Source organism: Sphingomonas sp. Leaf339 (assembly GCF_001426195.1).
GTDB lineage: Bacteria > Pseudomonadota > Alphaproteobacteria > Sphingomonadales > Sphingomonadaceae > Sphingomonas.
Window position 1 is genome coordinate 40,524 of sequence record NZ_LMRS01000061.1, and the last position, 24,738, is coordinate 65,261.

Here is a 24,738-nt window from a genome sequence, read left to right on the forward strand (position 1 = left end):
TGGGTCAAGCGGCCCGGCGGTCGCCAAGCATAGACCCTCGGTATAAAGGCAAGCCGCGATCACGGAAAAAAGGACACCGTCGTCATAGTCGATCATCTCGCACCTGACGCTTATGGCCTCCTTATCCTAGCACCTGAGATTGCGCTTGGCAGTGGCTGGCTTGGCGGCGACAGGGTCGTCGGTCGCGCGGCCATCCGTGACCTGTTAAATAAGGCGGCACGTTTCAACGAAGACGAACGGCAGAGACTAACTATCCATTTGCCCAGCAGAGGACTCACGCTCCGGTTCGATGAGGTCGAACGATGCTGCGGAGCGTAACACTGCTCCGCAATAACACCTGAATGGACGCCCGTTTCGAATAGCACTTTTAGTAGGCTGAGCGTCCGCTTCTGGATCTCAGGATCAGAAATTCTGTTCGGAGACAGTCCAATTTGGCGATCCTACTAGCGCTGCGAGTTCCTTCCCCGAGAGCCAAGCTGCCTCGATCCGTGGTCCTAGAAGCCAGTCGCCGCAGGCGCCTAGGCGGATATTCGCGTTCCAGATCGCACCGTAGTTCGACGCGTCGACTTTCGCATACCGCCAGCGATGGACGCTGGTCGCGATGACGGCATGCGACCCGGCGCCGATGTGGTCCGCGAACGCCGCGAGAAGTGCGCGTTGGACCGTGTCCGGAGCGTCTTCGAGATGCGCGCACGACCAATCGGCGCTGGCCTGAAGCACCCAGGCCTCCGGTCCGGTCCGCGCTGGCTTGGCCGAGTTGCGGACGGCGGATCCGATGATGCCGAGATCCGTGAGCCGATCGCGATCGATCGGTACGGGGCCGTCGAATGCTGCCATGACGGTCCAGCACGGATCAGACACCGCGGAACGGGCTGCATCGGCCAGCGCGACATCGTGGGCGGCAACCAAGGAGGCGACCTGTTCGGCGGGCACCGCGACGATCGCCGCGTCGAACCACTCGTTACCGAACCGCCATCCGCCGTCATAAGTCAGGGTGTCGATGGCCGTGTTCCAGCGGACGTCGCCGTCGCTCGCCATCGCGCGGATCGGCGCGTTCATCGCCGGCGTCCCGACCCACGCATCTGGGCCAGCCGGAGACCAGCGCGCGACGTGGCCGTCTTGCGCCCAATGCTCGACCTGCGCGACGAACGCGGGGTCGCGTGCCGTCAGATATTGCGCGCCGTGATCAAACCCGGCTTCACCCAGCGGGGTGTCGATACGGCGGGTCGACATGCGGCCACCCGGCCCGCGCCCCTTGTCGAACACGATGACACCGTGACCCTGGTGGCGAAGCGCCTGCGCGCAGGACAGGCCCGCCATTCCCGCGCCGATGATTCCGATCCGCATGACTACCCCCGTGTCGGCGGGCAGCAAACGAACTTGTGGCCGACCGGACATCTTCAAACGCGGAGTTTGTCGATTGGAGCCGACAACACTTAGATTCTCGTTTCAGGCCGCCGGCTCCGGGATGATGGTTCAGCTTCGAACGTCGCCGCCGCCGAAGACGACCTGATTGCGCACGATAGGGGCGAACAGTCCGTAGAGAAACGGCAGGTTGCCACCGCTCACCGCATCGAGCGAAGCAAAGTGCTCGGGTGGCAGGGTGAGGCCGAGCGCGGCGACATTGTCGGTTACCTGCTCCGCCCGGCTCACGCCCATCAGCGTCGATGCGACGCCGGGCTGCCCGACCACCCAGGACAGCGCGACGCGCGCCGACGTCTCGTTAATCTCCGCTGCGACGCGCTTCAGTTCGTCGAGGATTTTCCAGTTGCGCTCGGTGAACAGCGTGTCGCCGAACGGATTGTCGCCATCGAGCCGCTTGTCGTCGACGGGCCGCGCCGTGTCGTCGTGCCCGGCCTGGTTGGGGACGCCACCCGCGCGCTTCGGGCCCGCCTCGACGGTCGCGCGGTCGTATTTGCCGGTGAGCAGGCCATAGGCGAGGGGACTCCAGGGCACGAGACCCATGCCCGCCGATCGCGCGAGCGGCAGGTGCTCGGCTTCGACCCCGCGTTCGACCAGCGAATAGAAATATTGCAGGCCGATCGGCGCCGGATCGCCCTGGACCCGCGCCAGCGTCGCGAGTTCGGCGACATACCAGGCGGGTGTGTTGGATATGCCCCAGTAGCGGATCTTGCCCGCTGCGACGAGCGCGGTCATCGTCCGCAGCAGTTCCTCGGGCGGCGTGACGCCGTCCCAGACATGCACCCAGTACAGGTCGATAAAGTCCGTCCGGAGGCGGCGGAGCGATCCTTCGACGGACGCTAGGATGTGGCGCGTGCCATTGCCGCCTGCGTGATAGCCGCGGCCGGTCGCAAACCCCGATTTCGTCGCAATGACGATCCGATCGCGCGACGATTGCGCGGCGACGAAACTGCCGACCATCTCTTCCGATCGCCCGCCTGCATAGACGTCAGCGGTGTCGATAAAATTGCCGCCCAGATCGGTGTAGCGATCGAACACCGCGCGACTGCCGCTCTCGTCCACCCCCCATCGCGGCGTACCGAAGGTCATCGTGCCGAGCGCCAGCGGGCTGACGAGAAGGCCGGAGCGGCCGAGCGGGCGATAGGTGTCGAGGTTCATGATGGCATCCTGCAGTGTGTCGTCTCCAGATGGACGCCCGACCGCCCGAGGATTAGATCATCTGCGGCGCATGGGTTGCTGAAGGATGTTCAGGAATGGATCGTGATCTCTGGTCCGGTCTCGCGGTGTTCGAAACGATCGTCGAGGCTGGCAGCTTTGCGCGAGCGGCAACGCGGCTTGGATTGTCCGCCTCTGCGCTCAGCCATGCGATGCGATCGCTGGAGACGAAATTGGGCGTTCGACTGCTCGACCGTACCACCCGGTCGCTGGCGCCGACGCCGGCAGGCGAGGAACTGCTCGCGCGGTTGAGACCGGCGATCGCTTCGGTCGCCGGCGCGCTGGCCGATCTCGACAATGCCCGCGAACGCCCGGCGGGGCGGATCCGGGTCAGCGCGCACCGGGTCGCGGCGATCTACGCCATCCTGCCGCGGCTGGCCGACTTTGCGCGCGCCTATCCCGACATCGCTGTCGAATTGGTGGTCGACGACGGGTTCGTCGACATCGTCGCGGACCGTTTCGATTGCGGGGTCCGGCATGCCCAGACGCTGCAGGCCGACATGATATCGGTGCGGATCAGCGCCCCGGTGCCGCTCGTCTTCGTCGCCGCCCCGGCCTACCTCGCCGATCATCCCGCTCCCATCGGGCCCGACGATATCGTCGCGCATCGGTGCCTGTGTTACCGATACACGTCCTCTGGTGTCGTCCACCGGTGGGAGTTCGAGCGGGATGGCCGGACGGTGGAACGGTCGGTCCGTGGCGACTTCATCACCAACGATATCGACGTGATGCGCAACGCCGCAGTGGCAGGGTTGGGGCTGACTTGCCTGCCGCTACCACATGCCGCGCTGCAATTGGCCGACGGTACGCTGGTCGAAGTGCTGGCCGGCTGGGCACCGACGCTGCCCCCGAACCACCTCTACTATCCCAGCCGCCGCCAACCCACTGCCGCCTTCCAGGCCTTCGTGACGGCGATGCGCGTCTGATCGCAAGCATGCTTTGAAAAGATTGAGGGCAGTTGATGATCAGGACCACGGCTCGCTTTGGTGGGGGACGTAACCGTCAACCTTCGAAGACCCAAGGGTATGAACGAGTGTCTGGAGTTGGGAAACGGGAAGGCCGGCCTGAACGTCTGGAAGTGGGTCCTCTCGATCGGAAGCTGCCGGACGGCTTCCGACCCAATTCCCGACGTTAAGCTTGACGCAGCGCTCTCCCGATACCGGCCGTTCGTTCTTCTAGCCACTGCGGGGCCGGGGCGACTGACCTTGGGATTTCTCTGCAGACAGCTTTAAGTATCGTAAGGGTCGAAAGCCGCCGGTGCGCTGTATCAAAATCGTTTGATTGAGAGGGTCGCCCGGTCTCTCATCCAGCCTGAGGGTGAGTATCCGGCGTTCAAAAGAGCCCGCTTCTTTGCGGGCTGTTCAGTCGTCGTCCTGCCACCTGCGCAGATCCGTCTGGTCATGATAGTCCATGCGAGCCGGCGTGGTGATGAATTCCATGGTCGTGCCCCACGGCATGCGGCAGTAGCAGACCTTGTTCCCAGGACCTTTCTCGGTTGCATACGGGATAGCGCGTGGCGCGGTGAGGGGTGTGCCTCCTGCCTTCTCGAAACGCTCGACTGATGCGTCGATGTCGTCGGTGTAGAGAGCGAAGTGTGTAATGCCGAAGTCGCTCGCTCGGATTGGCTGGGCCTGCTCGGGGCCGTACATTTCGAAGAGCTCGATATCTGGTCCGGTTCCGATCTTGACCATTGCTTGCGCACGCACGACCGTTCCAGGAAAGGCGCCAACGGCCTGCTCGAAGCCGGGTCCTTGCCGAGGCGGATCCTGTGGTCCGAAAGATTGATAGATCACCTGCCCACCAAAGGCGTCTACCAGGAACGATTTAGCGGCTTCGATGTCGGGCACCGTGATGCCGATATGATTGACACCGCGAATGACGGGTGCGGTCATGTCCATTCTCCTTTCTAATGACGAAACGGTTGCCAGATTTCACCGGGCCGAGAGGAAGTCGATCAGGGCGGCTGCTACTTCATCCGGCCGCTCATCCGCGACATAATGGCTGCACCGCGCGATCGAGCCGCCGGTCACATTGGTCGCGAATTCCTTAAGCATCGGCACCATCTGCGCACCGAACCGCTGGTCTCCACCCAGGCCAAGCACCGGTATTTCAAGCGACTGCTTCTTGTACTCGAGCGCAGCCGCATGATCGGCGGCGAGGGTGCGGTACCATTCCATGCCGCCACGCGTGCGGCCAGGAAGCGCCATCGCCTTGGCGTAGATATCGATGTCCGCTGGATTGAAAGTGCTGTGGTCGTAGAAACGCTCGGCCATGAAGGTCGATAAATAGTCATATTCGCGGCCGTGGATCAGGCGCTCGGGCAAATCCCGGCTTGCGTGAAAGCCAAAGTGCCAGAGCCTTGCGGTGGTCGCCTCCCACTCGCTCCAGCCCGGTAGTGGGACGTCGAGGACAGTAAGGTGGGTGACCGCCTCGCGATGAAGGGCGGCCTGTGGCAAGGCGACCATTCCGCCGATGTCATGTCCACACACGGCGTAGCGGAAGTGGCCGAGGGCAACCATCACATCATGCGCGTCGCGCGCCATTGTCGCCTTGTCATAGCCGCCCTGCGGGCAGTCGGAGAAACCCGCGCCGCGCAGATCGATGGCGACCACGCTGAAATGCTCGGCCAGCAGCGGCATCACCTTGTGCCATTCCCACCACGTTTCAGGCCAGCCGTGAAGCAGCAGGATTGGCGGCCCTGCGCCGCCTGTGACGGCGTTGATCTTGATGCCGTTCACCTGCACCAGTTGCTGGGTAAACCCGTGCAAAGTCGCGATCATGATTGCTCTCCCGTTCGTTACTGACGTTCATCAAAACTGGCGGCCAGCGCTCAGCCCCGGTCGAAATCGGTGGCGATCGTGATATCGCGCCAGGCGTCGATGTCGCTGCGGAACGCTGCCAGCTTGCGCTCGGCGATTGTGTGCGCCGCCGGGCCGAGCGGGAGATGAAGTGGGGCGTCTTCGGCGTCGACTGCCTCGAGGATCACCGCCACCGCTTTGTCGGGATCGCCCGCCTGATTGCCGTCGTTGGTGTCGCGATAGTTCCTGCGCGAGGTTGCCGCGTATTCCGGCATTTCGTTAGCCGCCATCGTGATCGAACGGCCCAGGAAATCGGTCCGGAACGGCCCAGGCTCGACGATCAGCACGCGAATGCCGAACGGCTTTAGCTCGCCGGCGAGCGCTTCGGAAATCCCTTCCACGGCGAACTTGGCGGCGTGATAATAACCTCCGCCGCCGCGGCCCTCGATGCCGGCACCGGACGACATGTTGACGATCGTTCCGCCCGAACGTCGCAAAGCCGGAAGCGCGGCTCTGGTGGTTTCAATCAGACCGAAGACGTTCACCTCGAACATCGGCCGATATTCCTCGGGCCTGCCTTCCTCGATCGCACCGAACAGTGCGTAGCCGGCACTGTTCACGAGGACGTCGATCCCGCCAAAGGCATCGACAGCCTTTGCGACCGCCGCCCTGGCCGCCCCCGCATCAGTTACGTCGAGTTGCAAGGTGATCATGCGATCGTCGAATGGCTCCGCCATCTCCTCGATCGCCTTGACGTTGCGGGCCGTCGCGACGACCCGATCGCCCCGGCGTGCCGTCGCGAGCGCAAGCCGTTGGCCGAAGCCGCTCGAGCAGCCTGTGATGAGCCAGGTTTTCATGACTATGAACCTCCAGATGATGGAGAAGATCTAGGTGTTTAGATTTGTTCTTGAACTGACGTAGCTGTATTCTACGCGTTCAGTTTTGTGCGGGTGGCGGCGATGGATTGGAGTGACGTCAGGGTTTTTCTCGCTGTCGCGCGAGCTGGTACGCTCGGTGGCGCCGCGCGCACTCTTCAGACAAGCCATCCGACCGTCGGCAGGCGCCTCCGCGCACTGGAGCAGGCAATCGGTCACACGCTCTTTCAGCGTACAGCGGACGGTCTTGTCCTGACCGATGAGGGCCAGGGTGTCATCGCGCTGGCCGAGCAGATGGAAGAAGGCGCGCTGGCCATGGAGCGTCGGCTTGCAGGGCAGGAGCAGGATCTCAAGGGCAGTCTGCGCATTTCGTCGGCGGACTGGTTCGGGGCCTATGTCCTGCCCCCCATCCTGGCGGACTTCTCAAAGGCCTATCCCAATGTCGACGTCGAGATACTGACCGGCACGCGCCTGTTCAACCTTGCCCAACGGGAGGCCGACGTCGCCTTTCGTATTGTTCCGTTCGACACTGCCGATGTCGTTCAGCGGCGGCTCTTCAGGCTCGAATATGGCGCCTACATCGCCGAGGAAGCAGCTGATCCCAAATATGGCGACGGGACCGGATCCCGGCTGATCACCCACGACACATCCACGGGTCATTTTCCCGACATCGCGTGGCTCATCGAGAGCTTCCCGAACGCAAGACCGGTCGTGCGATCGAACAACCGCAACGTCCAGGGGCGCATGTGCCGGCAAGGCATTGGCATCGCTGTCCTGCCCCGCGTAGTCGGCAATCAGATCCCGGGGATCCGCACACTGGAAGTGCCGACGCAACCTCCAGCGCGAGACATCTGGATGGGATACCACCGGGACCTACGGCGTCTTCAGCGTCTTCGCGCATTCATCTCGACGGTAACGGACCATCTCGTAAACGCGACCGCATGATGTGCGGCCCAGCAGTGACTCAAGGCTTCCGGATAAACTGCAAGATCAGTGCTGGCGCGCTCGCGCGGGCGGTGGCGGGGTAAAAACGGCGCGAGAAGGTGCACCCCACATTTGGCCGGGTCTGGCCATCGCATATATCGCGTGCGACATCTCCTTCCACAATGCGTTGCGGTCGCCGTCTGTCGTGTAGAGCATCGGCATGCTGTGCGTCGCGCCTGGCACGTAGCGAAAGTCGGCGTGACCGCCGACTTTGCGAAACGCGGCATCGAGCTGACGCACCGGACCGTCGAGGTAGTAGGAATCGGCGGTTCCAACCACGACATGGACCTTGCCATCGACATACCTGCCCAGCCGCGGCCAGTCGGCTTCGATCCGGTGCCCGATGTCGTAGCGCTCACGCCAATAGGCCGCGACGGCAGGATCGACAGCGCCAGTTTCCCGGTCGAACAGGAAGGCGGGCTCGCCGTCGCGCTGGCGAGGAGAAAAGACCCATTCGAACGAGCGGAGCTGCCCGCCGCTGTGACCGAGAACGCCTTCCAGCCGGGCAGCTTCCTCGATAGTGCCGAGCACCTTGTCGTGATCGCGTTCGAGCGGGCGCGGCTTGCCGTCAGGGGCACGATACATGTTCGCGCCGGCTGCATAGAGATCGACGCCGAGAAAGTCGTGGAAATCGACCGGGTCGGGCGCCGTCGCCCAGCTGCCGCCGAAGAGTTGCGGGTAGCGGACGATAGCCCAGAGCGCGAACCAGCCGCCCGAGCTGTGCCCCGTCAGAAAACGGCCGGACGGTTTGGCATCCATTCTGTATTTGGCTTCGAGGGCGGGAATAACCTCCTCGACCAGCGCCTCGCCCAAAGGGCCGTTGTTCACGCCGTCGGCGAATTCAGTCGTGCCGTTCCGAGACGAGTGATCAAGGGCGACCCAGATCATCGGCGGCATGACGCCGGTTTTCATCAGGTGCCACATGCGCGAAAGCTGCTGGCCGGCCAGCTTGTGTCCCGTGCCGAACGCAGTGGCCGTGTAGACGGTGGGATAGGTCGTGCGCGACATGGCGTTATAGCCCGGCGGGGTCAGCACCCATGCGGCCACCGCCTGGTTCGCGCCGTGAAAGCGCGTCAGCACTTTGGATGGCATTCGCTCATCGTGAAGATGCGGTCGGGATGCGGCGATCTGCTCCGCCGCGACGAGAGGCAGCCCGGTCGTGTCGAACTGGTCGGTCTCCGGCGGCACCGCATGCTCGAGTTGGAGGGTCGGCATCGATGATAGCGGGAAGTGTACTGTGACGACCTTGGATGCGAGGTCCCCAGGTCCCCGACCGGTAAAGTTGTAGTCGCCGTTGCGATCGAGCACCGCCTGCACGCGGTAGGTGCCCGGCGCCAGCGTTGCGAAGCTGGCGGGGAAGGCCGCTGTCCGTGTATTGATCGTCGCGGAGCGACTGGTTCCAAAACTCGCCACGTCGCGCGCCGCGACCGATACGTCCTCTCCACGCTCAAGGTCGACAGCGTCGCTTGTCATATTCTCGCTCGTCGCCCGTGCGGCGAACACCAGCAGCCGGCCGCTCGCGTCCTCGGCGAGGTCGGGCTGCAGCGTCACGGCGACCCGCGTTTCGGGCTCCGCAGCGCCGATGAGGAGCGACGCCAGTCCCGATGCTAAGATGAAGCGGGTCGCCTTCGACGATGCTTCCCGGCGCGGTTCAGTCTCGATGATCGCTTCGTTGCTCACTCCGCAGTCCGCCGCGCTTTATCGATGCCCTTGACGGTGCCCAGCGCATGATCGAGCGCCGCTGCCGCATGAATGTCCGTGGTGTCGAATATCGGCACGGGGCTGTCTTCTTGGCCGATAAGCAGCATGATTTCGGTACAGCCAAGGATCACCGCCTGGGCACCGGCACCGACAAGACGCCTGATCACCGCCCGGTAGGCCTCTCGCGACGAGGACTCTATCCGTCCTGTGACCAATTCATCATAGATGATCCGGTGCACGGTCGCGCGGTCCTGCTCCTCGGGAACTATCACCTCCAAACCGTAGCGTTCGGTCAGGCGCCCTTTGTAGAAATCCTGCTCCATGGTGAATGCCGTGCCGAGCAGCCCGACCTTCTGGAGCCCGGCGGCCACGATCCGCTCCGCGGTGGGATCGGCGATGTGGATCAGCGGAATGCTAACGGAGCTTTGCACGTCGTGCGCCATCCTGTGCATGGTGTTCGTGCAGATCAGAAGCAGGTCCGCTCCGGCTGCCTCCAGCCGCCGTGCGGCGTCCACCATCCGCTCGGTGAGGCGGCTCCAGTCGCCGGCATGTTGCAGCGCCTCGATTTCCGCAAAATCGAACGACCATAAAAGGCAACGGGCCGAAGCGGTTGCACCCAAACGGATGCGAACGCCTTCGTTGAGGAGGCGATAATATTCCGCCGAGCTTTCCCAGCTCATGCCTCCAATCAGACCGATCATTCGCATCACGCCTCTCCATTCCCAGGTTGAAGATCGAGCAGCAATGTCGGGATCAGTTCTGACACTGTGGGATGGATGGGCACCGCCCAGCGAAGCTGCTCGATCGGTTGGTCGGCATTCATCATGTCGAGGACGCCGTGGATCGCCTCGTCGCCGCTCGTTCCCAGTATCGCTGCGCCGAGAATGCGGCGGGTCTCGGCGTCGGCCACGACCTTCATGAACCCCTGCGTCTCGCCCTTCTCCACTGCGCGACCGACGCGGGACATCGGCCGCTTGGAATGGAGCAGCCGTCGTCCGGTCCTGGCCGCCTCGGCATCGGTCATGCCCACCCGTGCGAGCGGAGGATCGATGTAGAGCGCGTAGCCAGGCAGACGCTGGCTGACCCGGCGGTCCTCCCCGTCCAAGAGGTTCGCGGCGACGATCTCGAAATCGTTATAGGCAGTGTGCGTGAAGGCGCCGCGACCGTTGCAGTCGCCCAGCGCCCAGATGCCCGGGACGCTGGTCTCCAGCCTGTCGTCCACGGTGATATAGCCGCGTGCATCCACTGCCACGCCGGCGACCTCCAGCCCGAGGTCGTCGGTGTTCGGCCGCCGCCCGACCGCCATCAGGACGTGGCTGGCGACGACCGGCTGCGCGTCCTCAGCGCAGTCCACACGCACCTCGACGTCCGCGCCGCTGCGCGCGAAGGCGATGCAGTCCGCACCCGTCCGGATCGTGATGCCCTCGGCCTCTAGGATTTGTCGGACGGCGTCCGACACGTCGGGGTCCTCCCGCGCGATGAGCCGGTCCATCCGCTCCACAATTGTGATCTCGGCGCCGAAGCGCCGATACATCTGGGCGAACTCCAGCCCGATGTAGCTTCCGCCGATCACCACGAGATGCCGGGGAAGCGCGTCGAGCGCGACGATGTCGGTATTGGTGAGGAGCGGCACCTGGTCCGCGCCCGGCATTTCCGGCACCACAGCCCTGCCGCCGACGTTGATGAAGATGCGCGGTGCGGTCAGTCGTTCCCCATCAACGGTGACGACGCCGGAACTCTCAAAGCGCGCATGCCCCCGGATGAGCTCGACGTTGGCCATGCCGAACAGCCAGCTTTCGTTACCCGCCCGTCCATCCCGGATGATCCTGTCCGCCCGGTCTGCGACTGCCTTCATGTCGACGTCAACTGGCCCTGCGACACTGAAGCCGTAGTCTGCGCCACGCCGCGCGGTGTGGATGGCATAGGCGCTCGCCACGAGCGTCTTGGTAGGCCTGCACCCGGTGTTGACGCATGTGCCGCCAACATGATGGCGCTCGATGATGGCGACCGACAGGCCGGCATCGTTCAGCCGGCCGGCGAGCGCCGGACCCGCCTGGCCGGCGCCGATGATGATTGCGTCGAAGCTGCGCATGCGAAGGCTACCTTTCGATGTTTGCCAAGGCGCGAAGCGCCGCTCGGAAAGGGGACGGGTTCGGACATGGCCAGACCCATCAAGGTCAGACGATGCTGAGGCGAACGTCGATTTTGCCTCGCGTCGCATTGGAGTAGGGGCAGGTCTGGTGAGCAGCCTCAACCAGACGTTGGGCGTCGTTGCGTTCTACGCCCGGCAGCGCCACGGCAAGCTCGACATCCAGACCGAAGCCGCCTTCGCTGCGCATGCCGATCCCGACGGTCGCCGTCACCGCCGCACCCGTCGGGACCTGGAGGTTCAGCTCGTGCGCGGCGAACTTCATCGCGCTGAGGAAGCACGCGGCGTAACCCGACGCGAACAGCTGTTCCGGGTTGGTCCCCTCGCCACCGGCGCCGCCGAGCGCCTTCGGCGTGGACAGCTGGAGGTCGAGCTTCCCGTCCTCGGTGCGGGTGCGTCCATCGCGGCCCCCGTTCGCGGTGGCGGCGGTGCGGTATTTGACGTCGATGGACATGGTTCAATCCTTTCGTGGAGCGGCGCAGACAGGTCCGGCGCCAAAGGTGTTGGCGTGCGCGTCAGGCCGCGACCGCGTTCGAGCGTCGGCGCGCGTCGCTGATGGTCAGCAAGACCGCCGAGATGAGGAAGTAGAAGGCGCCGAAGGCGGCGTAGGGCGCGATGTCGGCGATGCTGACCGGCGCCGCGCCGGCGGCCTTGCTGAGCATGTGCGCTCCGGCGAGACCCGACTGGGCGCCGCTCAGGATCATCGCCCACTGCGCGCCATAGGACTTCCAGCGGCTTACTCCGGTGAGGAGTTGAAAGAGGCCGGAGAGTACGGCCCACACGCCGAAGATCTGGAGGACGGGATGCATGCCGTGCGGCAAGGTCGCGGCGACGGCGACGGCGGTCACGACGCTGACGACGAAGTTGAGCATCTGGCTCTTGTTGCGCGTCAGGCCGCCGCTCCGGCTGGCGTCGAGATAGTTCGCCAGCGCGTCCCATGCGGGATAGGCGACGAGCATCACCGCAGCCAGCGGCGGCATGGCCTTCGCGACCGTGAAGGCGAGCGCGACCCAGATCGCGGAGACCGCGAAGCGCAGATAGTAGTAGGTCTTGAGCCAGTCGCGATCCGGGGACTTAGCGGCGGTGATGGTCTTCATGGCATGGTTCCTTTCTGTGATGCAGGCACACGTCTCCCGTCCCGAAATCCGGGTGGGTTGGTGATCGCTGGTTAGGGATTGTGCGGCTCGTGATCTGCCGCGTCGGATCAGTTCAAAGTCGGAAGCGTCGCGGCAGGCGCCATCGGGCAGCGGCCGCCACGGCGGCGCACCCGACGGAATACCAAACTACCACGTAGAGCGGGTCGTTGAAGGGGCAGCAGAAGGCGAACACGAAGGCTCCGCAGGCGCCGGCGGCGATGCCGGAGGCGAGCGCGCTGAGCCGGGGCTGGGTCGGCGCGGCCCTCCGCATCAGAGCGCCTAGCAGCGCCACAATCGGCAGCGAGAGCACGAAAATAGACGCGGCGCACAGCATGCCACTGGCCGGATCGATGCGATCCAGCAGCCCCCGCTCGCCCGCGCCGTCGGGCGTGACGAAGGCGCCTACCACGATGGCTGCGATCGCCAGGACGCAGGCGAGCATCAGCCCCTGGCGCGGCCGCGCCGTCGGGGAAAAGGAGCGGATCGCCAGCACGCAGGCGACCACGGCGAGCAGGCCGAGGCTTCCCACCCGCCACAGCAGATAGGGCGAACCGGCCATGTGGCTCATGTCCGGCCGCATCGCGCCCAGGCCCAGGAACAGCGCGAGTTCCACCGCGCCGAGCGCGAGGACGAGCCCGCCTTCACGCACCATGCTGCGGCGCTGCACGGGCACGAGGTCGGATGATAGATCAACGATCAGGGATTCACTCGACATCGGGAGTCTTCTCAATGATGGCCGTCAGGCGCGCCAGCCCGCGGTGGATGTTCATCTTCACGGCGGAGACGGAAAGGCCGATCTCGCCTGACGCCTCCTCCACGCTGTAGCCCCGCACCTTGACCAGCAGGATCGCCTGGGCCTGCGCGGGGCGGAGCTCGTCGAGCAGGCTGGCCAGAACCGAGCTGCTGACCACCGAGGCCTCGTGGTCGCTGACGGCGATCTCGTCGGGCAGCTCGTCCCTTGGGCGACGCGCCAGACTGCGCAGCTGGTCGACCCATTTGTTCTTGGCGATGGCCGCCAGCCAGGGCCCCAGGGGGTACTGAGGATCATAGGTGTGGCGTCGCCGATGGACTGCGAACAGCGTCTCCTGGACGGCGTCGTCCACGTCGCCTGGTGGCAGGCGCCGCTGAAAGTAGCGCGTGAGCCACTCCGACATCTCGCCAAGGAGCCGCCGATAGGCGCCGCCGTGTCCGTTCTGCGCCGCCACCATCAGGCTGCTCCAGGCGTCCGGCGCGGTTCGGGACGGACGCTCACGGCTGACCGGCGCCGTGCTCGGCGAGGGCCTTGAGATCAATCTCGAGAGGAAGTCCGAGCGCATGATCTCTTATTCGCGCGCTAAGCGTTGTCGGTCACTCGATGTCGAACTTTTTTCGAAGCGAGTTTCGGTCGTGACCTGACAGATGGCATCGACGCTGACGATTTCGACCGGATCGTCCATGTCGCCATTTTCTGCTTGGCTGGCTGGGTGAATGCCGGAAATCAGGCGGCGAAGCCGCCGTCAATCGTGTGCATTGCACCCGTTATCCCGCGTGCCTGCGGTCCGGCGAGATAGAGCGTCAGGCTCGCGACCTCGTCGGCGGTGCCGTAGCGCTTGATGGCCATCGGCTCGAGCATGCCGGCCGCGCGCGGACCGTCGGCCGGGTTCATGTCGGTATCGGTAGGGCCTGGCTGAATCACGTTGATCGTGATGTCGCGTGGACCCAGGTCGCGGGCCAGACCGCGCGCCATGCCCTGCACCGCCGCCTTGGTCAGCACGTACGCCGCGAGGCCCGGGAACGGCATGCTGTCGGCAGTGTCGGATCCGATGACGAGGATGCGCCCACCGTCGGGCATCAGGCGGGACGCCTCGACGCTGCCAAAATAGGCTCCCCGCACATTGACGTCGATCATGCGGTCAACCTCGTCGGCATCGAGCGTCAGCGGATCGCCGAACACCAGCAGACCGGCATTATAGACGAAGATGTCGATCGGGCCGGCGTCACGTATCGCCGTGATCAGCTCGTCGCGCGTCCCCGCATCCGCCTGGAGCGCTTGCGCACCGGTCTCGGCGGCGAGCTGGTCCGCCGCCGCGGCCGAAGCGGCATAGGTGAACATCACCGTTGCGCCGGCGGCGGCGAAACGCCGCACGATCGCGGCGCCGATGCCGCGGCTGCCGCCGACGACGAATACCTTGAGATCAGAAAACGTCATCGCGCTTGCCCTGTATTTTTGAAAGGAAGTGGGTCGGTCAGTGCCCTTCGCCGTCAGCTCCGCCCAAGCGAGGCTCGGTACGATTAGAACGGCGTGCCCACGATCCGGGACACGGTTGCATCCGTGAAGCGGGGAACGTCGGCCATCACGGCATCCGCTTCGGCTGATGCGAGTGCGGCGTGCAGCGCGTCCTCGTCGCGGAACCGGTAGATACCCACGGAAACATCCGCAGCGTTGGCGTCACGTGGGAAGAAGGCGGAGGCGCTCTTCAGCCCGTGCCGCTGCCAGCAGGCAAGCGCCAAGGGTAGGTGAGCGTCGACGTAATGGTCGCGATCGAAATAGGTGCCGCCGCTGCACATCACGATTAAAGTTGCATGTGCCATCGGCACGCATCTGGACCGATCAACAATGATCGTAAACTTACAGGATTGAACTCTCTCCGTTCAGCTTTGTGGGCAGCTGGCTGGGCCGCTCGATCGGCATGCGCCGCGCGAACGGCGGCTCCGCACAAGAAACAGACTTCGTTGTTGAACGCTGGCTTCAAGAGCTCCAGCTCCCGCCCCCTAGTCGAAAGAATATGCTCGAAGAAGCGTGCCGGCGATCTGCCGCGCAGCCTGGCCGAGTTCCTCATCGGCAAGCTCGCCGGCGGTCCAGAAGGACAGCGCGCCCCGGAAAGCGAGCGCGAGTTGCGAAGGCAGAATGCGGCATGCCTCATCCCGGCGGGGCGAAGATAGTCCGATTCCGTCGCCGAGGGCGTGTGCCCATAAGGCGGTGGAATTTGATCTCACTTCGCCCGACGCCGCGCTCCCGGTCCCTATCCAGGCCATGACCGCGCGGTTCACGATCGGCTCGTCGAGCATGACCGCGACTGCGATGTCGATAGCCAGCGCTACACGGTCGGCGGCGTGCTGCGGCTGCGGCGTTTCACTTAAGCGCGTCAGCATCGCGTCTATGCGGCGCGCCGACAGCGCGTGCATGATCGCCGGCTTGCTGCCGAACTGATTGAAGGGTGTCGCGAAGCTGACCCCGGCTTCCGAGGCAAGATCACGCATCGAGAACTCTGCCTTGCCATCACGCAGGAGACGCTCTGCCGCATCGAGCACACGCTGGCGCACCGGTTCCCCCCGACGCTTCATACCTGCTTCCATCTTGTGTTCACTCATTGCACATCTATATCATGATATAGACAGCTTGTCCTGCAGGAGTGTACGCGTGACAGACGATCGCCAAAAAGTTTTTCTGATCAGCGGCGTCAGCTCTGGGCTTGGCCGAGCATTTGCTGAGGGCGCCTTGAAGGCCGGTCACCGGGTCATCGGGACGGTGCGGCGCCAGGAAGATGCGGACGCATTCGCTTCACTCGCACCGGACCGCGCGAGCCCGATGCTGCTCGACGTGACTGACTTCGCTTCCATTCCTCTGGCGATAACCGCAGCCGAGCGCGATGACGGTCCTATCGATGTCTTGGTGAACAACGCTGGTTACGGCCATGAAGGTGTGCTCGAGGAATCGTCGATGGATGATCTCCAGCGGCAGTTCGCCGCGAATGTGTTCGGTCCGGTTGCGATGATGCAGGCCGTGTTGCCCGGTATGCGTAAGCGCCGCCGCGGGCATATCGTCAACGTAACCTCTATGGGCGGGTTCATCACCATGCCAGGGATCAGCTTCTATTGCGGCAGCAAGTTCGCGCTGGAGGGCATTTCTGAGGCGCTCGGCAAGGAGGTGGCTGCGTTCGGTATAAAAGTTACGACGCTGGCACCGGGGCAGTTTCGCACAGACTGGGCTGGCCGCTCGATGGATCGGACGCCGCGTAGCATCGCGGATTATGACGCAGTGATGGACCCCATAAGGGCTGCGCGACAGGCCAAGAGCGGCAATCAGCCGAACGATCCGGCGAAGGCGGCGCGGGCGCTGCTGGCGATAGTTGAGGAGAAGAACCCGCCGACTCGGCTGTTCCTCGGCGAAGATGCCCTCGGACTGGTCGATGAGAAACTAGACGATCTGCGGGCGGAGGTTGGTCGCTGGGAAGTGCTTTCTCGTTCAACGGGCTTTGGTGCCCATTAAGTGGTCGGATCGAAGTACGGCTTGCGGAACGATCGTTCGTGGGCCGAAGAGGCAGATGCAAAGAGCGTCGCTGTTGGACCAACTTCTGTGATGTAGGCGACCGGTCTTGAAGAATGCTGCCGTCCACAACATCGTCTAGGAGTAGCGAGATTTGGGGCGGATCTCGCCGGGCATAGGAACGACCCATCCGTCGTCAGATGGGCCGCCCCAATGTTAAATTTCGGTGCGTTCTGCGAGGGTCAGGGCATCCTCGATGTCCACGCCGAGGTATCTTACAGTGTTCTCGATCTTCGTGTGCTCTCTCCATACGGGAACGGCTGCTTGACGCTTTCGAGCGCGCTGAACGCAGCGTTGATCCGAGCGAGATCGCCTCGCTACTGACCTTCGTCGTGGTCGGCGGTGGCCCCACCGGCGTCGAGATGGCCGGCGCTATCGCCGAACTGGCCAAGACAGCGCTCGCTCGCGATTTTCGCAACATCGACAGCAACGCGCTCCGGATCATTTTGGTGGAAGCTGGCCCGACGATCCTTTCCGCTTTCCCGGACGATCTGCCCGGTTACGCGGCAGCCGCGCTTACCCGTCTCGGGGTTGAGGTTATGCTCGGTGCCCCGGTGTGCTCGATCGACGCGGACGGATTGCAGGTCGGGGACATCCGGATCGATGCCGCCACGGTCATCTGGGCCGCGGGCACACGTGCTAACGAAGCGGCCGCGTGGCTCGGTGCCGATGCCGCCCGTAATGGCGCGTTGCGGGTACTACCGGATTGCTCGGTCGAGGGCAGACCGCACGTGTTTGCCATCGGCGACGTCGCCAGCTTTACCGGCAGCGACGGAAAGCCGCTGCCGGGTTTGGCGCCGGTCGCCAAGCGACAGGGTCGATATGTCGGCGAGCTGATCTGGAACAAGATGCAAGGGCGGGGAACCTCCGCACCCTTTTATTATCGCAACTGGGGTTCGATGGCCGTCATCGGTCGATCGCACGCCGTCGCCGACTTCGGGACCATCCGCCTGCGCGGCTTCATCGCCTGGCTTTCCTGGTCGATGGTCCACCTCATGCTGCTCGTCGATTTCCGAAGCCGGCTCACCGTCTACGTCAACTGGGCATGGTCTTGGTTCACGCGAGGCCGCGGCGTGCGCCTGCTGACGCGCGCAACACATTCACCGGCCCCCAAGCCGGCCAGCGATTCCAACCTAATTCCTGAAGGACGTATCTGATGGCGTGGATTTACCTGTTGCTAGGTGGTGTGTTCGAGGTCGGGTTCACGACCTGCCTTCGGTATACCGATGGTTTCAAAAACCTGCCGTGGACGGGCGGCTTTGCCGTTTGCGCCCTGCTGAGCTTCCTGTTTCTGTAAGCGTGGCCGTTAGGCCGCCTTGTTATTGCGCGCGGTTCTTCTGGTAGGCGAGTTTGCCGGCGTGGCGGCGGATGGCGATGGCGGCGACGGCGCGGCGGGTGAAGCGTTCGTCGATGTCGTCGGCGTTGTAGGGACCGCCATACCATTCACGCAGGCGGTCGTGTTCTTCGTGGCCGGGGCGGGCCATGGCATCGAGGAACATCTCGAACCCGGGCAAGCCGCCGACATCCTCGGGCGGGCAGCGCCGTTCCCCGTCGATGAAGCGTGGATATTTGGCGTTGGGTTCGCCGGGACCGACCGTCTCGAGCGTGATGGTGTGCCGCCAGTCGTCACCCATGTCATAGGTATAAACGACTTCCCGCACGCCCCGGTCGATGAGCGTCGCGAGCTTCACGTTCTTCGCAGCGGTCATGCCGCTCTCGGACCACATCGGGTCGGGAATGCCGTAGCGCCGGTCGGCGGCCTCGAAATGCCAGAGATGGCAATCCTCCCAGCCCATCGCGGCCTGGACGATGTCGTGGAGCATCTTGAGGCTGGCGGTGACCGGCACATCGACCCGGCGCCAGATGGCGGGCTCGATGTCGTCGAGGACGATGTGCAGACGGGCGATGGTCTCGGCGCTCATGCCGCCAGTCTGGCAGGTTCGGCGGACCAGTTCCACGGCATGAGTTCGTCCCAGCGGCTGGCTGGCCAGTCACCGGCCACCCTGGCGATGACGTCGGCGACATAGGCCTGCGGGTCGACGCCGTTGGCCTTGCAGGTCTGGATGACCGTGTAGATCGTCGCGGCCCGCTCGCCGCCTGCGCGCGAGCCGGCAAACAGCCAGTTGCGGCGTCCGACGGCGACACCGCGCAATGCTCGCTCCGCGATGTTGTTGTCGATCTCGAGGCGCCCATCGTCGAGGAAGCGAGACAGCGCTGGCCAGCGCTTGGTGCCATAGGCGATGGCCCGGGCCATGTCGGACTTCGGTGACAGACGGTGCAGGGCTGCGTCGAGCACCGCGCGCAGTTCATCGACCAGTGGCCTGCTGTTCTCCTGACGGCTTCGGCATCGCACATCGGGCGGTTGGCCCCGGACCTCGGCCTCGATGGCATAGAGCGCACCGATCCGCTCGAGGATGTCGGTGGTCAACTGCGTGGGCGACCGCTCGTGCAGGTCGAAGACCTTGCGCCGGAAATGCGCCCAGCACGCGACCTCGGTCACGCCACCCCGATACAGTCCGTCATAACCAGCATAGGCATCGGCCTGCAGGAAACCGCGGAACCCGGCGAGATGGGACGTTGGGTGCGCGGCGGTGCGGTCTGGCGTGAAGCGATACCAGGTCGCGCGCGGCGCCGTGCTGCCGGATGCCTGGTCATCGGCCGCGTACACCCATAACCGTCCGGTCGCGGTCTTGCCCCGACCGGGGTCGAGCACCGGCACGGGCGTGTCGTCGGCATGGATCTTGTCGGCCTTGAGAACTTCGTCGCGAATGCGGCTGACGATGGGGTCGAGGAGCGCTGCGGCCTGTCCGGTCCAGCCCGCAAGCGTCGAACGGTCGATGTCGAGCCCTTGCGCGGCCATCATCCCGGCCTGGCGGTAGAGTGGCAGATGGTGGTCGAACTTGGAGACGACGACGTGCGCCAGCGTCGCGAAGGTGGCTTTGCCGCGTGCCACGGCGCCGACCGGGGCGGGAGCCTGGACGATCTTCTCGCACACCCGGCAGCTGTATTTGGGACGGACGTTGCGCACCACGCGCCAGCGCACCGGCACGATGTCGAGCATCTCGTGCGCGTCGACCCCGAGCGGTCGCAGCGCACCGCCGCAGTCGGGGCAGGTGGAGGCACCCGATGCCGGTTCGTGTACGACCTCCTCGCGCGGCAGATGTTCCGGCAGACCGCGGACGGGCACCGGCCGAACCGCTACGCCGCTGTCAGCAACCTCGGGCACAGGCGCATCGCGCTCCGTTTCCAGTTCTTCCAGCGCCAGTTCGAGCTGCTCGATCTCGCGGCCGAGCTTTTCGGACGACGTGCCGAACTGCATCCGCCGCAGCCGTGCGATCTGTCCGCGCAGGGTATCGATGAGCAGGTCGCGGGCAGCGAGCGCGGCATCGGCCCGGGCAAGCAAGGCCTCCAGCGCGGCGATCCGCGCGGCGGCATCAGCAGGGGAAACGGGCGCTTCCGTTACCCGCATTTCATAGCAGATTGCATGGCAACGGGCGAGCAAAAGCGACGCAAAACCGCCGTTCCTACCCCGCCAGCGTCGGCGTGAACGTCCGCTCGGGGCGCCGCCAGTCGATGCCCTCCAGCAGCATCGATAATTGCGCCGGTGTCAGCGCCACTGTGCCGGTCGCCGTCACCGGCCAGACGAAGCGGCCCCGGTCGAGGCGCTTGGAAAACAGGCACAGGCCTTGGCCATCGAACCACAGCAGCTTGACCAGATGCCCGCGCTTGCCGCGAAAGGCGAACAGCGCACCCGAATGCGGGTTCTGCGCCAGCACCTGCTGCACCAGCACCGCAAGGCCATCGAACCCCTTGCGCATGTCCGTCTTGCCGCACGCCAGGAATACCCGCGTCGGCAACGGCACCGGGCTCACCGCAGCACCGACAACACCCGTGCGAGCGCACCTTCATCCACGCTCGCGTCGACACTCACCCGCACGCCATCCGGCAAGTCGATCCGGATGAGTCCCGATGGACATGGTGCGGGTAGAGCCGGTTCGGTAACCCGGACCTCGGCGAACACGGGCAACGAAGGCACCACGCCCGCCAGCGTGCCTTCGCGCAGCTGCTTGCGCCACGTGTAGATCAGGCTGCTCGACACCTCGCGCCGCGCGATGACATCGCAGACCCGCACGCCGGGCCGGAACGCCTCGGCAAGTATCTCCAGCTTCTCCGCGTCCGACCACCGCCGTCGACCCGATACCCGGCGGACCACTTCCATCCGACCAGTCATACGAGTGCTCGTATGACTGGTCGGAGAACCGAAAACTTCCCGCACCGCCCGCGCCCTCGTCAAAGACGACAAGCATCCCGGATGCCAGTGCTACCGCAAGGCGGTCTGCCGGACACGCTTACCTGTTTCTTGAGGTAGCGACGCGCACTATCCCGCTCGGCACCGGCTATGCGGTTTGGACCGGCATCGGGGCGCTCGGCACCGTAGTAATCGGCATGGTGTGGTTCGGCGAACCTTCAACTCCGGTCCGCGTCCTGCTGATCCTCGGCCTCGTCGCCTGCATCGCCGGTCTGAAGCTCACCTCGGGGCACTGAGATGGCGGGATCGACATGTTCCTTCCTGAGCGGTGCGGCGCTGTGCCTTTATGCCGTGTTTTCGCACCTGTACCGCAGCGCCTTCCCAATTTGGGCGGTAGTTATCCTCACCGTCGTTGGTGTCGGCACGATCTTTGTTGGACTGTTTCAGCTGATGATCGAACGCTGGGGAGTGCCCCTCGAACCACCGGGAAAACCTCCCGGAGAGCACAGCGCGAGGGGCTAACGATCTTCGAATATGTTGTGTCAAAACCGAGCGGTCGTGACACTCGGCGAAGGGCAGCTTTCCACCATGCCGACCGAAAGCTGCCTATCGCCTAACCATTAATTCCGCACGTTCCGCAGCCGATCGCGTCGAATGACCGCTTTCGCCCAGTTATTGCCCTTTATGCGTTGTGCCAGACTTCCCAAAACCGGACATCATCCTCAGTCGTTATCCGGGTTCACGTTGGCGGAGAAGAGACGTGTAATAGCCTCCTCTAAGGTTCGTTGATCAAGCCTACGTTGCACAGGGCATTCCGCTATCCGCGTCGCCTCAACACGCCAACGCTGAGCTGACTGACGAGCAGGATTCCACCCACTTCCGCCACCGCGATCAATACTTCCTCCCCAACTCTCGGACAGGTAGTTCATATTAAGTATTTTGCTGTTATATCGACCGCTTAGATCTAACCTGCTGTTTATAGCATCCATGCCAATCATCGTGCTTGGCGTGGTACATGATCGACGGCCGGCAATTTTACCATCCTCAATTTTCAGCTTCAGCCTAGTGCAAATCATGCCGCGTGGCAGCGCTGATTGATCTCCGGCTAGCTTGTGAAGAGACTGCTCTAATGCGCCATCTTCTAAACATGTCGTAAAGGCAAAGCCCCTAATGCTCCCGCCACCATATACAAGCGTAGGTGACCGGCGAAACCGCCAGAGCCCGCCCCGGAGTTGTGGTTTTGAACCAGTGATGACAATATCGGCATCAGGTCCAATGACCACAATTGGCGGAGTATCCTGTGGTAGGGCTTCTGCTGCCTGCGGAGGCGGCATAGCATGCAGGACTGAAAGTCCCAAGCCACCCGCAATTACAATGATTGTCGCCCACTTGATGACGTTCAGCATTCAGCCTCCTCCCTATACCTAAGATCGGGACTGTGCTCGTCCGTCGACGACGATGGTATGACAGCATGCTATCTGAGAACAGCATCGAAATGCTATAGGGCATCACCGGCAGATATTTGGGAAACTCCTACCCGGCATCTGTGCCCACAGGACCGGCAGATTGTCCATTCTCGCGAATTGAACGTCCGCTGAGCGCCCTTTGTGTGCCCAAACCGGCCGGACCGCAAACCACCACTAAAAGGCGTTCGAAGCCCCTGCTCGACAAGATGGAAAAAAAGCAGTCGAGGCCAGCGGTTCCCACAAGCGACCAGTTCGGCTTCCACTAAAACGTGAAGCAGAGTTCAAAATTACCGGTCAGTCGTCTGGATCTAAAATTTGTAATGGATCGAAATTGAAAATTTCCGGAAACTGTGCCCTCAACGTATTGCCAATTATCATCTTAGAGGCGTGCTTCGTTTCCCATCGCCGCTGCTGTCTACTTTTTGGAATCGTACATTTATTATCCATGGTAATAGCTGAGGATGCCTTCTCCATGGCAATAATAGCGTCAAAACCACCCTCATGGCTAGCCGCTGCCATTATTATAGAAATGGCTGCATCAATGGTAAGACCATTTGATTGACTAAATGATCTAAGCAATATGACGGCATCGCTGAGCTGCGTCTTAAAAGTATCACTTGAAACATCAATGTTCATCGACGTCACGCCTCCGGCAGTTCAGAGGCGACCCGGCGTAAGCCGGGCGTTGGAAACCCTGCGCTAGGACAAGGCGCTGCCGCCTTTGGGCAAGCCTTGGACATGCGCGACAGCCGCCCGGCCGAAATGCTCGACCGGACCTAGCGATTGTCGGGGTTTCCACGCCCCGCGGACGGGATATACCGTCCGCATGGGCTGCGTTACAAAGCTTCCGTAATAGTGCAAGACCGTTCTGAGCTCGTGAACGGCGGATGGCTACGTTTGCGAAAACATCAATGAAACCGTTGGGCCGAAGTTCGGCGATAAGATTGGCGCAGGCGCAAGTATGACCGTATGCGTAAGCCGTCGGGTCTGACGTGATCTTAGTTTATTCCTCGCATTGACCAAGTAGCGGCTTGCTAAAGAATAAGCCGATTGTGCATAAGCAATTGCGTAACGGCATTTCGATATACAAAGAATTCGAGGCTGAGTGCGATAGTATTAGGCTGCGTTGACATCGTTTTATACCGTGGAAGATGTGCTAGACACCAAAATCGCAAAATTTAATGACCATTACATTTTTAATTAAATCTATTTCAGCCGATACAAAAAGTAGAGAGCACGGCTAGGGCAAGCAATCCCGATTTGAGAGAGGCTACACCAGCTGCCCAACAGCGTTAGCGGTTCGGCTATCAAACGCGGCGCATCTTGCCCTATCCGACTGTGTGAGAACAAACCGTAATAAAACGCAGCGAGCCTAAGGCCCCGAAGGTCTGACCGTGCGCTGTTGGAAGGTACAGATGTGCGCCACCGGCCGGCAGACCCTTGCACGGGCTAGGGCCCAAACCCAATCAGCGGCTTGAAGGAGTGAGACTTTCCTGATTCACCGGTGGTGTGGATCAAGGGAGGTGCGTGATGGCGCTGTTCTGGTTGTCTGATGAGGCATGGGCGGCGATCGAGCCGCATCTGCCGAAGAACCAGCCCGGTGCCCGGCGGGTGGATGACCGTCGGGTGATCTCGGGTATCCTTCATGTGCTGAAGGTCGGTTGCCGCTGGTGCGACTGCCCGCCCGATTACGGACCGTCGACGACGATCTACAACCGCTTCAACCGCTGGTCGCACCGCGGCTTCTGGCTGAAGCTGCTCGACGCCCTGGTGGACACCGGCGCGGTCACGAAAAGCACCTCGATCGACAGCACCTACGTCAAGGCACAGCGCGCGGCGTTCGGCGCAAAAGGGGGCGCTCGACGCAGGCGATCGGCCGCTCGCGCGGTGGCTGGACCACCAAGGTCCACGCGCTCACCGACGTTATCGGGCGCCCCTATGCGCTGATGCTGACCGCCGGCAACGTCAGCGATGTGAAGGCGGCACCGGCGCTTCTCGAACGCGCCGGGCGCATGCGCTACCTGCTCGGCGACAAAGGCTACGACGCCGAGAGGCTGCGGCGCTCCCTGCGCGATGGAGGCGCTGTTCCGGTCATCCCGGGCCGGCGCAACCGCAAGCGCACCATCCGCTACGACAAGGACCGCTATCGCGGCCGCCACCTCATCGAAAACGCCTTCTGCCGCCTCAAGGACTTCCGCCGCGTCGCTACCCGCTACGACAAGCTGGCCGCCAATTTCCTCTCAGGCGTCGCGCTCGCAACAGCTATCGCGTTCTGGCTCTGAATGAGTCTCAACCCTAGTGGTACCTTCCCGACCACTTTGAAAGGCGACTTAACACCGTCGAGACGCTTAGAACAGTAAGCCAGCAGTTTAACGAGCATAAATTATCTAGGGTGAAACGTGCCTAGGCAACTAATTCTTCCTGATATTTTGAACGC

Annotated in this window: 27 protein-coding genes and 1 pseudogene; 7 read left to right on the forward strand and 21 right to left on the reverse strand. The window is 63.3% G+C overall.

The features are described from left to right. Positions 1–402: 402 nt before the first annotated feature. Positions 403–1,347 carry an NAD(P)/FAD-dependent oxidoreductase gene (locus ASG67_RS17890; RefSeq protein WP_056533219.1) on the reverse strand — a complete coding sequence of 315 codons (945 nt, stop codon included), beginning with the start codon at positions 1,345–1,347 and terminating at the stop codon, positions 403–405. A 129-nt stretch (positions 1,348–1,476) separates the two neighbouring features. Beyond that, entirely contained in the window at positions 1,477–2,580 is a 1,104-nt protein-coding gene (locus tag ASG67_RS17895; protein WP_056533094.1) for an aldo/keto reductase, read from the reverse strand. Between the two features lie 95 nt (positions 2,581–2,675). On the opposite strand from ASG67_RS17895, the gene ASG67_RS17900 reads away from it, so the two are divergent. Continuing rightward, complete coding sequence (locus ASG67_RS17900) at positions 2,676–3,563, forward strand: LysR family transcriptional regulator (RefSeq protein ID WP_056533097.1); 888 nt, start codon at positions 2,676–2,678, stop codon at positions 3,561–3,563. Between the two features lie 435 nt (positions 3,564–3,998). On the opposite strand, the gene ASG67_RS17905 is transcribed toward ASG67_RS17900, so the two are convergent. The 3 genes from ASG67_RS17905 to ASG67_RS17915 are packed head-to-tail and all read right to left on the reverse strand — an operon-like array spanning position 3,999 to position 6,292. Further along, the gene (locus ASG67_RS17905; protein ID WP_056533222.1) at positions 3,999–4,529 is read right to left on the reverse strand and encodes a VOC family protein; all 531 of its coding nucleotides are present in this window, start codon (positions 4,527–4,529) and stop codon (positions 3,999–4,001) included. A 39-nt stretch (positions 4,530–4,568) separates the two neighbouring features. Then, positions 4,569–5,417: an alpha/beta fold hydrolase gene (locus ASG67_RS17910; RefSeq protein ID WP_056533100.1), complete on the reverse strand. Its 849-nt coding sequence runs from the start codon at positions 5,415–5,417 to the stop codon at positions 4,569–4,571. A 50-nt stretch (positions 5,418–5,467) separates the two neighbouring features. Beyond that, positions 5,468–6,292 carry an oxidoreductase gene (locus tag ASG67_RS17915; protein ID WP_056533103.1) on the reverse strand — a complete coding sequence of 275 codons (825 nt, stop codon included), beginning with the start codon at positions 6,290–6,292 and terminating at the stop codon, positions 5,468–5,470. Between the two features lie 102 nt (positions 6,293–6,394). Between ASG67_RS17915 and ASG67_RS17920 the strand changes: the two genes are divergently transcribed. Further along, positions 6,395–7,255: a LysR family transcriptional regulator gene (locus tag ASG67_RS17920; RefSeq protein ID WP_056533106.1), complete on the forward strand. Its 861-nt coding sequence runs from the start codon at positions 6,395–6,397 to the stop codon at positions 7,253–7,255. A gap of 45 nt (positions 7,256–7,300) precedes the next feature. On the opposite strand, the gene ASG67_RS17925 is transcribed toward ASG67_RS17920, so the two are convergent. From ASG67_RS17925 to ASG67_RS17970, 10 genes are all read right to left on the reverse strand, one after another. Further along, positions 7,301–8,974, reverse strand: coding sequence for an alpha/beta hydrolase (locus ASG67_RS17925; protein ID WP_321163554.1), 1,674 nt, complete (start codon positions 8,972–8,974; stop codon positions 7,301–7,303). Further along, entirely contained in the window at positions 8,971–9,702 is a 732-nt protein-coding gene (locus ASG67_RS17930; protein ID WP_056533109.1) for an aspartate/glutamate racemase family protein, read from the reverse strand. Before ASG67_RS17930 ends, ASG67_RS17925 begins: the two co-directional genes overlap by 4 nt. Continuing rightward, a complete protein-coding gene (locus tag ASG67_RS17935) occupies positions 9,702–11,087 on the reverse strand; it encodes an FAD-containing oxidoreductase (RefSeq protein WP_056533112.1) in 1,386 nt (461 codons plus the stop codon). Before ASG67_RS17935 ends, ASG67_RS17930 begins: the two co-directional genes overlap by 1 nt. 85 nt (positions 11,088–11,172) lie before the next feature. After that, positions 11,173–11,598 (reverse strand): organic hydroperoxide resistance protein, encoded by a 426-nt coding sequence (locus ASG67_RS17940; RefSeq protein WP_056533115.1) that lies wholly within the window; start codon positions 11,596–11,598, stop codon positions 11,173–11,175. Between the two features lie 61 nt (positions 11,599–11,659). Further along, entirely contained in the window at positions 11,660–12,241 is a 582-nt protein-coding gene (locus tag ASG67_RS17945) for a DUF308 domain-containing protein (protein ID WP_056533118.1), read from the reverse strand. A gap of 112 nt (positions 12,242–12,353) precedes the next feature. After that, positions 12,354–12,995 (reverse strand): NrsF family protein, encoded by a 642-nt coding sequence (locus ASG67_RS17950; protein WP_056533121.1) that lies wholly within the window; start codon positions 12,993–12,995, stop codon positions 12,354–12,356. Continuing rightward, positions 12,985–13,488: a sigma-70 family RNA polymerase sigma factor gene (locus ASG67_RS17955; RefSeq protein WP_056533124.1), complete on the reverse strand. Its 504-nt coding sequence runs from the start codon at positions 13,486–13,488 to the stop codon at positions 12,985–12,987. Before ASG67_RS17955 ends, ASG67_RS17950 begins: the two co-directional genes overlap by 11 nt. 269 nt (positions 13,489–13,757) lie before the next feature. Continuing rightward, on the reverse strand, positions 13,758–14,468 hold the full coding sequence (gene bdcA / locus ASG67_RS17960; RefSeq protein ID WP_056533127.1) for an SDR family oxidoreductase: 711 nt from the start codon (positions 14,466–14,468) through the stop codon (positions 13,758–13,760). 83 nt (positions 14,469–14,551) lie between these two features. Beyond that, positions 14,552–14,851, reverse strand: coding sequence for a hypothetical protein (locus tag ASG67_RS17965; RefSeq protein ID WP_056533129.1), 300 nt, complete (start codon positions 14,849–14,851; stop codon positions 14,552–14,554). Between the two features lie 180 nt (positions 14,852–15,031). Beyond that, complete coding sequence (locus tag ASG67_RS17970; RefSeq protein ID WP_082543654.1) at positions 15,032–15,631, reverse strand: TetR/AcrR family transcriptional regulator; 600 nt, start codon at positions 15,629–15,631, stop codon at positions 15,032–15,034. A gap of 49 nt (positions 15,632–15,680) precedes the next feature. On the opposite strand from ASG67_RS17970, the gene ASG67_RS17975 reads away from it, so the two are divergent. From ASG67_RS17975 to ASG67_RS17985, 3 genes are all read left to right on the forward strand, one after another. Then, complete coding sequence (locus ASG67_RS17975) at positions 15,681–16,529, forward strand: oxidoreductase (RefSeq protein WP_056533132.1); 849 nt, start codon at positions 15,681–15,683, stop codon at positions 16,527–16,529. A 317-nt stretch (positions 16,530–16,846) separates the two neighbouring features. Further along, positions 16,847–17,743 (forward strand): NAD(P)/FAD-dependent oxidoreductase, encoded by an 897-nt coding sequence (locus tag ASG67_RS17980; RefSeq protein WP_268796304.1) that lies wholly within the window; start codon positions 16,847–16,849, stop codon positions 17,741–17,743. Continuing rightward, positions 17,743–17,883: a DMT family transporter gene (locus tag ASG67_RS17985; RefSeq protein WP_082543655.1), complete on the forward strand. Its 141-nt coding sequence runs from the start codon at positions 17,743–17,745 to the stop codon at positions 17,881–17,883. The genes ASG67_RS17980 and ASG67_RS17985 overlap by 1 nt, the downstream gene beginning before the upstream one ends. 22 nt (positions 17,884–17,905) lie before the next feature. On the opposite strand, the gene ASG67_RS17990 is transcribed toward ASG67_RS17985, so the two are convergent. From ASG67_RS17990 to tnpA, 4 genes are read right to left on the reverse strand one after another with little or no spacing between them, the layout of a single operon-like run. Then, entirely contained in the window at positions 17,906–18,508 is a 603-nt protein-coding gene (locus ASG67_RS17990) for a plasmid pRiA4b ORF-3 family protein (RefSeq protein ID WP_056533138.1), read from the reverse strand. Beyond that, positions 18,505–20,055, reverse strand: coding sequence for an IS66 family transposase (gene tnpC / locus ASG67_RS17995; protein WP_056533141.1), 1,551 nt, complete (start codon positions 20,053–20,055; stop codon positions 18,505–18,507). Before tnpC ends, ASG67_RS17990 begins: the two co-directional genes overlap by 4 nt. Before the next feature lie 55 nt (positions 20,056–20,110). Continuing rightward, a complete protein-coding gene (gene tnpB, locus ASG67_RS18000) occupies positions 20,111–20,458 on the reverse strand; it encodes an IS66 family insertion sequence element accessory protein TnpB (protein WP_056533144.1) in 348 nt (115 codons plus the stop codon). Further along, the gene (gene tnpA / locus ASG67_RS18005) at positions 20,455–20,817 is read right to left on the reverse strand and encodes an IS66-like element accessory protein TnpA (RefSeq protein ID WP_056533147.1); all 363 of its coding nucleotides are present in this window, start codon (positions 20,815–20,817) and stop codon (positions 20,455–20,457) included. The genes tnpB and tnpA overlap by 4 nt, the downstream gene beginning before the upstream one ends. A gap of 122 nt (positions 20,818–20,939) precedes the next feature. On the opposite strand from tnpA, the gene ASG67_RS19740 reads away from it, so the two are divergent. Then, a complete protein-coding gene (locus tag ASG67_RS19740) occupies positions 20,940–21,131 on the forward strand; it encodes a DMT family transporter (RefSeq protein ID WP_268796305.1) in 192 nt (63 codons plus the stop codon). 426 nt (positions 21,132–21,557) lie between these two features. Here the strand turns inward: ASG67_RS19740 and ASG67_RS19095 are convergent, their stop codons facing one another. Beyond that, positions 21,558–22,241, reverse strand: a complete 684-nt coding sequence (locus tag ASG67_RS19095; RefSeq protein WP_156460916.1) for a hypothetical protein — start codon at positions 22,239–22,241, stop codon at positions 21,558–21,560. A 354-nt stretch (positions 22,242–22,595) separates the two neighbouring features. Continuing rightward, entirely contained in the window at positions 22,596–22,937 is a 342-nt protein-coding gene (locus tag ASG67_RS19100; protein ID WP_156460917.1) for a hypothetical protein, read from the reverse strand. Between the two features lie 894 nt (positions 22,938–23,831). On the opposite strand from ASG67_RS19100, the pseudogene ASG67_RS18655 reads away from it, so the two are divergent. After that, positions 23,832–24,583, forward strand: a pseudogene (locus tag ASG67_RS18655) (IS5 family transposase). Positions 24,584–24,738 lie beyond the last annotated feature (155 nt).